At 66.3% G+C, this 7,138-nt stretch carries 6 protein-coding genes; 1 reads left to right on the forward strand and 5 read right to left on the reverse strand.

The features are described from left to right. Positions 1-333: 333 nt before the first annotated feature. Positions 334-1,398, forward strand: a complete 1,065-nt coding sequence (locus tag N5J73_RS15635; RefSeq protein ID WP_080354828.1) for a serine hydrolase — start codon at positions 334-336, stop codon at positions 1,396-1,398. Here the strand turns inward: N5J73_RS15635 and N5J73_RS15640 are convergent. From N5J73_RS15640 to rbfA, 5 genes are all read right to left on the reverse strand, one after another. Continuing rightward, positions 1,367-2,929, reverse strand: coding sequence for a winged helix-turn-helix transcriptional regulator (locus N5J73_RS15640; RefSeq protein ID WP_049445802.1), 1,563 nt, complete (start codon positions 2,927-2,929; stop codon positions 1,367-1,369). The two genes, N5J73_RS15635 and N5J73_RS15640, sit on opposite strands and share 32 nt — an antisense overlap. A 134-nt stretch (positions 2,930-3,063) precedes the next feature. Next, entirely contained in the window at positions 3,064-5,172 is a 2,109-nt protein-coding gene (gene pnp, locus N5J73_RS15645) for a polyribonucleotide nucleotidyltransferase (RefSeq protein WP_049445760.1), read from the reverse strand. 151 nt (positions 5,173-5,323) lie between these two features. Continuing rightward, positions 5,324-5,584, reverse strand: coding sequence for a 30S ribosomal protein S15 (gene rpsO, locus N5J73_RS15650; protein ID WP_005410445.1), 261 nt, complete (start codon positions 5,582-5,584; stop codon positions 5,324-5,326). Between the two features lie 174 nt (positions 5,585-5,758). Then, positions 5,759-6,667, reverse strand: a complete 909-nt coding sequence (gene truB, locus N5J73_RS15655; protein WP_049445758.1) for a tRNA pseudouridine(55) synthase TruB — start codon at positions 6,665-6,667, stop codon at positions 5,759-5,761. Between the two features lie 107 nt (positions 6,668-6,774). After that, a partial coding sequence (rbfA, locus tag N5J73_RS15660; protein WP_279935310.1) for a 30S ribosome-binding factor RbfA occupies positions 6,775-7,138 on the reverse strand: 364 nt, incomplete at its 5' end.

Here is a 7,138-nt window from a genome sequence, read left to right on the forward strand (position 1 = left end):
CGGCGAACGTGGCCGCGGATCTTCAACCGCACATGGATATGAACACCGACACCCCGACCTACGGCAACCTGCTGGACGATGCGTCCCTCGACGAACACCAGATACTGGAAGCGCGCGCCTACGATGCGTTCCACGAAGGCGATCTGGCGAAGGCGGTGGAGCTGTTCGGCGGACTGATCGCCATGGCCATCCGTGGGTCAACTGGGCGTTATAGCTGCAGGGGTCGAACACCGGAGCCTTGTGGCACAAGGCCTTCAGAATTCTTCAGGCCGGCTTCCAGCACTTCAGACGCAGCGCAGGCTCAATCGGGTTCCCTTTCGATGGAGTCCGACGATGCGTTCGATCCTGTCTGTCCTCACCCTGCTCTGCGCCATCTGTGGCGCGCCCCTCGCCGCCCGCGCCACGCCCCCGGACCCGACCCGGCTGGCGGCGCTGGAGCGTGCCATCGCCAGCGACGAGCTCAAGCAGATCCGCAGCGTGCTGCTGCAGGTCGATGGCGCCGTGGTCTATGAGGGCTACTTCAACGGTGCAGATGCCGAGACCCTGCATGACGTGCGGTCGGCCAGCAAGAGCGTGACCGCGCTGCTGGTCGGCGCCGCCATCGGCGAGGGCACGCTGCCCGGCGTGCAGGCCCCGGTCTATGACTACTTCCCCGCCTTCACTGACCGGCACACGGTCGACCCGCGCCTGCGCGCCACCCGCGTACAGGACCTGCTGACCATGAGCAGCCTGTGGGAGTGCGATGACGAGAACCCATTCTCGGCCGGCCACGAGGAACGCATGTACGTAACCGAGAAATGGCTGGACTTTGCACTGAGCTTGCCGGTGAAGGGCTTCGCGCCGTGGATGCAGCGGCCGCAGGACAGCCCGCATGGGCGCGCATTCGCCTACTGCACTGCAAACCCGTTCGTACTGGGCGCGGTGCTTGAACAGGCCAGTGGGCAGCCGTTGGCCGATTACGCCGCGCGGGTGCTGGAGCGTCCGCTGGGGATCACCCACAGCCAATGGAACCGTTCGCCAGAAGGGATTGGCATGGGCGGCGGCGGCACCCGCTACCGCACGCGTGATCTGGCCCGCTTCGGTCAGCTCGTGCTCGATGGTGGCCGCTGGCAGGGCCGGCAGCTGATTCCGAAGGACTATGTCGAGACGATGGTACGGGCGCAGGCAACCGCCCCCGACGGCAGCGACTACGGCTATCAGTGGTGGGGCCTGAAGCTGGATGTGCACGGTTCACCGCGCACGGTATGGGCGATGTCCGGCAATGGCGGCAACTATGTGTTCGTAGTGCCCGAACAGCGCGTGGTGGCGGTGGTCACCAGCCAGGCGTTCAACCGCAGCTTCGCCCATCCGCAGTCGCGACGGATCCTCACCGAGTTCCTGTTGCCGGCGCTGCACTGAGCGAGGCCAGGTCGTCGGGGCGCCAGGCTGAGGCCAGCACCTGGGCGCGCTGCCGGCCGATATCGGTATCGAGGCGATCCAGCAGTGCCGCCCAGCCCGGGGTGTCGCGCAGTGGGGCGAACAGTGGCGTAGCACGCAGCCACGCCACATCGCGGAATCCGTCATCAACGGCCCGGTGCAGTGTTGCCACCGCGTCATTGCTGCGCCCAGCGGCCTGCAGCAACAACGCGCGCTCCAGGGCTGCATCGGGCCAGCCGTCGCCGTCGCTGTCGCCGAGCCTCCGCAGACGCTGATCGATCCACCCCTGATCCGCCGGCTGCGGTCCATGCAACGCCGCCAGGGCCTGCCCCAGCGACTGTTGGGGCCGCAGCTGGCGGCCACGCTCGAAGGCTTCGGCAGCGGCCGTGCGGTCACCGGCCAGCAACGCCAGTTCGCCCTGCAGGCGCAGCAGCTGCGGATGCGGCGTGCCGCGCGCCAGCGCCTCGTCCAGCGCCTGCCGGGCCTGCTGCGGCGCGCCGGCCAGGTACAGGCTGCGCGGCCAGGCGATGTTGGAAAAGACGTTGTCCGGGTACAGCTGGAAATTGCGCGCGTGGCGAACCGCGGCCGCCTGGGTGAAGCCCAGCAGTTCCAGCTCGCGCGCGACCTGCACATCACGGAAGCGGATGCGCTCGGGAGCCTTCAAGGTCAGGTTGGCCTGCAGCGCTGTGGCGAGCTGGCCGCGCTCCTGCTGCAGGTAGGCCAGCGATGCGCGGCTGCGCTCGTCTCCCGGGTCCAGTTCAATGGCACGCGCATATCCCTGGATTGCCTTGCGCATGTTGCCCTGGCAGTCCTGCGCGTAGCCCCACAGCGCATGGGTGGCCGCGTCGCGCGGCGCACGCTGGCGCTCCAGTTCGGCCAGGGACAGCGCTTCGCTCAGCTGCGCGGGCGTACCGTTGAACAGGCACCCCTGCGCCGACAGGGCGCGAGACAGGCCACGCCGCGCGCCAGCAGACTCTGGGTCGGCCTGCAATGCCTGCCGATACAGGCTGATGGCCCGTTCGTTGTTGCTGGCCTGGCCGATGCCGGCGTAGTAGTCGGCGCGCTGCAGCAACGCCTGTGCGCCGCTTTGCGATGCCGACCGCGACCACGGCAACAGTGCGGCCACCCCGCACAGTACCGCCACGGCGGCTACGCCCCAACCGAATCGGCGACGCCAGCGTGATCGCTCGGGCGGTACGGCCGCAGGCAGCGGCGGCACACACAGCTGGTAGCCGCGACCGCGCACCGAACGGATGTAGCGCGGGCGTCGGCTGTCGTCACCCAGGGCCTGGCGCAGCAGTTTGACCCGCTGGCTGACCGCATCTTCACCGACCACCGCCGGCGCCCAGACCTGCGCGGCAAGCGTGTCGAAATCCACGACGTCGGTGCCGTGCGCGAGAAGCACATCGAGCAGGGTCCAGCTGAGGCCGCTGACCGGCAATGCCTCGCCGTTGCGACTGACGCGCCGCGCCGGGCGATCGATGTCCAGGTCGAGCAGGCGCAGGGTGTCCATGGCCGAAGCATAGCGGCTGCAGCGCGCTGGATGACAGGCAAAGAAAAAGCGGGCCGAAGCCCGCTTTTTCATTTCAGCGATTCCAGAAGCGTGTCAACCAAGGTTGACATCTACCGTAATCGACCGGAGGTCGATTACTCGGCGCTGACGGCGTCGCCTTCTTCCACGGCCTTCATCGACAGGCGGATACGGCCCTGCTTGTCGACTTCCAGCACCTTGACCTTGACCACATCGCCTTCCTTCAGCACGTCGCCGACCTTCTCGACGCGATCGCTGGAGATCTGCGACACGTGGACCAGACCGTCCTTGCCCGGCAGGATCGTGACGAACGCACCGAAGTCCATGATCTTGGCGACCTTGCCTTCGTAGATGCGGCCCGGCTCGACATCCGAGGTGATCTGCTCGATGCGGGCCTTGGCAGCCTGCGCAGCGATGGCATTGACCGAAGCGATGACGATGGTGCCGTCATCCTGGATGTCGATCTGGGTGCCGGTTTCCTTGGTGATGGCCTGGATGGTCGAGCCACCCTTGCCGATCACTTCGCGGATCTTGTCCGGGTGGATCTTGATGGTCAGCAGGCGCGGCGCGTAGTCCGACAGCTCTTCGCGCGGAGCGGTCAGGCCGTGGGCCATTTCGCCCAGGATGTGCAGACGACCAGCCTTGGCCTGCTGCAGCGCCTGCTTCATGATCTCTTCGGTGATGCCTTCGATCTTGATGTCCATCTGCAGGGCGGAGATGCCCTCAGCGGTACCGGCCACCTTGAAGTCCATGTCGCCCAGGTGATCTTCGTCACCCAGGATGTCGGACAGGACGACGAAGCGCTCGCCTTCCTTGACCAGACCCATGGCGATACCGGCAACCGGCGCCTTCACCGGCACGCCGGCGTCCATCAGGGCCAGCGAGGAACCGCAGACCGAGGCCATCGACGAGGAACCGTTCGACTCGGTGATTTCCGAGACGACGCGGATGGTGTACGGGAAGGCTTCCAGCGACGGCATGACAGCCAGCACGCCGCGCTTGGCCAGGCGACCGTGGCCGATTTCGCGGCGCTTCGGGCCCATCATGCGGCCGCACTCACCCACCGAGAACGGAGGGAAGTTGTAGTGGAACAGGAAGTTTTCCTTGTACTCACCGGCGACGGCATCGATGACCTGGCCGTCCCGGGCGGTGCCCAGGGTGATGGTCACGATGGCCTGGGTTTCGCCGCGGGTGAACAGCGAGGAACCGTGGGTACGCGGCAGCACACCGGTCTTCACGGCGATCGGGCGGACGGTATCCAGCGCACGGCCGTCGATACGGACCTTGGTGTCCAGCACCGAGTCACGCATGGTGCGGTATTCCAGCTCGCCGAATTCCTTCGACAGCTCGGCCGGGTTCCAGCCTTCAGCGGCCACGCGGCCAGCCAGGGCTTCGAACACGTCCTTCTTGATCGCCGAGATGGCGTCGCGGCGCTGCAGCTTGTCGCGCACCTGGAAGGCTTCGCCCAGGCGCGGGCCGATGGCTTCCTTCAGGGCGGAGATCAGCACGTCATTCTTCGCCGGGGCTTCCCAGGTCGACGGCTTGGTGCCGGCTTCGACGGTCAGCTCGTTGATCGCGTTGATGACCTTCTGCATCTCGCGGTGACCGAAGGTCACGGCGCCCAGCATCACTTCTTCGGACAGCAGCGCGGCTTCGGATTCAACCATCAGCACGGCGTTGGAGGTACCGGCGACGACCAGCTCCAGCTGCGAGTCAGCCAGTTCGCTGACGGTCGGGTTCAGGATGTACTCGCCGTTCTTGTAACCGACCTTGGCAGCGCCGATCGGGCCCATGAACGGGGTGCCGGCCAGCGACAGGGCAGCCGAGGCACCGATCAGGGCAGCAATGTCGCCGTCCACGTCCGGGTTCAACGACATGACCGTGGCGATGATCTGCACTTCGTTCTTGTAGTCTTCCGGGAACAGCGGACGGATCGGACGGTCGATCAGACGCGAGATCAGGGTTTCCTTCTCGGTCGCACGGCCTTCACGCTTGAAGAAACCACCCGGGATACGGCCGCCGGCGTAGAACTTTTCCTGATAATCGACGGTCAGCGGGAAGAAGTCCTGGCCTTCACGCGCGCTCTTGGCGGCGACGGCGGTGACCAGCAGTACGGTGTCGTCCATCTTGACGATGACGGCACCGCTGGCCTGACGGGCGACTTCGCCGGTCTCGAGCGTGACGGTGTGCTTGCCGTACTGGAAGGTTTTGGTGATTTTTGCCACGGAGGGTGTCCTTGGGGATGCTGTCTGCGAATTTGGACCGTCGGCGACCCTTGCCGCCAGCGGGTGGCCGGATCGTTCCGGCCTGAATCGGGGATTGCGGTGCTACAAAACAAAACCGCGGCGCATCGCTGCGCCGCGGGGGATTCGTTGCTTAGCGACGCAGGCCAAGCTTTTCAATCAGAGCCTTGTAACGCTCGACGTCCTTCTTCTTCAGGTAGTCGAGCAGGCTGCGACGGCGGTTGACCATCTGCAGCAGGCCGCGGCGGCTGTGGTGGTCCTTCTTGTGGGTCTTGAAGTGGCCGGTCAGCAGTTCGATGCGGGCGGTCAGCAGGGCAACCTGGACTTCCGGGGAGCCGGTGTCAGCCGAGCTGCGCTTGTTGTCTTCAATGACCTTCTGGGTGTCGATCGACATTTTCTTTTTTTCTCTGTGATGCGTGGCCGGCAGGAACGCGCTTCGCGCACCGCCAGGCTCGCCGTGGACTACAAGGATGAAACCCGCGCGAGGCAGGCTGCCGGAAAACGGCCGCGAAATTGTAACGGGCGGGGGCTTCCGGGACAAGGACCGGGGCTGAACCGGCAGGCCAGGTCAGAGGTTGAAACGACGCTGCGGGGCCAGCAGGCCACTGTCATCGACCTGGCCCAACCCCTGGACAGCGTCGTCCGGACCGAACACGGCCACCAGGCCATGGGGCCAGGACGGGTCGCGCTGGCGCTGGCCGACGCAGAAGCGGTGGGTCTGATCGGCATCGAGGTCGATCCGCGGATACTCAGCCAGGCCGGCCGCCAATGGCAGCAGCAACGCGTCCATGCCCGTCTCGTCACCCGCCTCGACCATCGCCCGCAGCTGATCCAGGGTGACCATCGCCGGTTCACGGAATGGCTCGACCCAGAGGCGGCGCAGCGCGCTGATGTGGGCACCACAGCCCAGCGCCTCGCCCAGGTCGCGGGCCAGGCTGCGGATGTAGGTGCCGGAGCCGCAGGTCACCCGCAGGCGCAGCCGTTCCGGCTGCTGCTCCAGCACCTCGATGGCATGCACGTGGACCTCGCGTTCCGGGGCCTCGATGACATCGCCACGGCGGGCCTTCACATACAGCGGTTCCCCACCCTGCTTCAGCGCCGAATAGATCGGGGCGCGTTGGCGGATGCTGCCGGTCAGCGGCACCAGCGCCGCCTGCAGGGCCTCGGCGCTGATCGAAGGCACCGGGCGCTGCAGCAGCACCTGGCCTTCGGCGTCATCGGTATCGGTGGTCTGGCCGAGCATGATCTCGGCGTCGTAGGCCTTGGCCGAGCCGAGCAGCAGGCCGGCGATCTTGGTTGCCTCGCCGAAGCACAGCGGCAACAGGCCGGTGGCCAGCGGATCAAGGCTGCCGGTATGGCCGCCCTTCTCGGCACGGAACAGGCGACGGGCCACCTGCAAGGCGGCGTTGGAGCTCATGCCGGTCGACTTGTCGAGCAGCAGGATGCCATCCAGGCGGCGGAACTGAATTCGGGTCATGACAGAATTTCGTAGAGTCGAGCCATGCTCGACTGCCGCAGCGGGGTCTGCATCAGACATCGCGCAGCCGGAATGCAACAACGCCGGGCATGCCCGGCGTCGCGCGCTTATTCTTCGTCGCTCTCGCGACGCTTCTCCGCGGCCAGCGTATCGGGCAGGTCGCGCAGGATGTTGTCGATGTGCTCACCACGGTCGACCGAGTCGTCGTAGTGGAAGTGCAGTTCCGGCACGTGGCGCAGCTTCATCGCGCGGGCCAGGTCCATGCGCAGGCGATAGCCCAGCTCCTTCAGGCCGGCCACGGCTTCAGCCGAACGTTCGGGCATCAGCGCGGTGACGAACACCTTGGCATGGGCCATGTCGCGGGTGATTTCCACGTCGGACACGCTCACCGAGGGCAACCCGTGCTCACGCACGGCGTTGTGCACCAGGGTGCCGAGTTCACGGCGCAGCTGGGCGGAGACACGGTCGGTT

The sequence above is a fragment of the Stenotrophomonas sp. GD03654 genome, assembly GCF_029845105.1.
In the GTDB taxonomy this organism is placed as follows: Bacteria; Pseudomonadota; Gammaproteobacteria; order Xanthomonadales; family Xanthomonadaceae; genus Stenotrophomonas; species Stenotrophomonas africana.

Excerpts from the sequence above, each read along its gene's own strand:
- N5J73_RS15635 (WP_080354828.1), top strand. The coding sequence starts at position 334 with ATGCGTTCGATCCTGTCTGTCCTCACCCTGCTCTGCGCCATCTGTGGC.
- N5J73_RS15640 (WP_049445802.1), bottom strand. The coding sequence starts at position 2,929 with ATGGACACCCTGCGCCTGCTCGACCTGGACATCGATCGCCCGGCGCGG.
- rpsO (WP_005410445.1), bottom strand. The coding sequence starts at position 5,584 with ATGTCGATCGACACCCAGAAGGTCATTGAAGACAACAAGCGCAGCTCG.
- truB (WP_049445758.1), bottom strand. The coding sequence starts at position 6,667 with ATGACCCGAATTCAGTTCCGCCGCCTGGATGGCATCCTGCTGCTCGAC.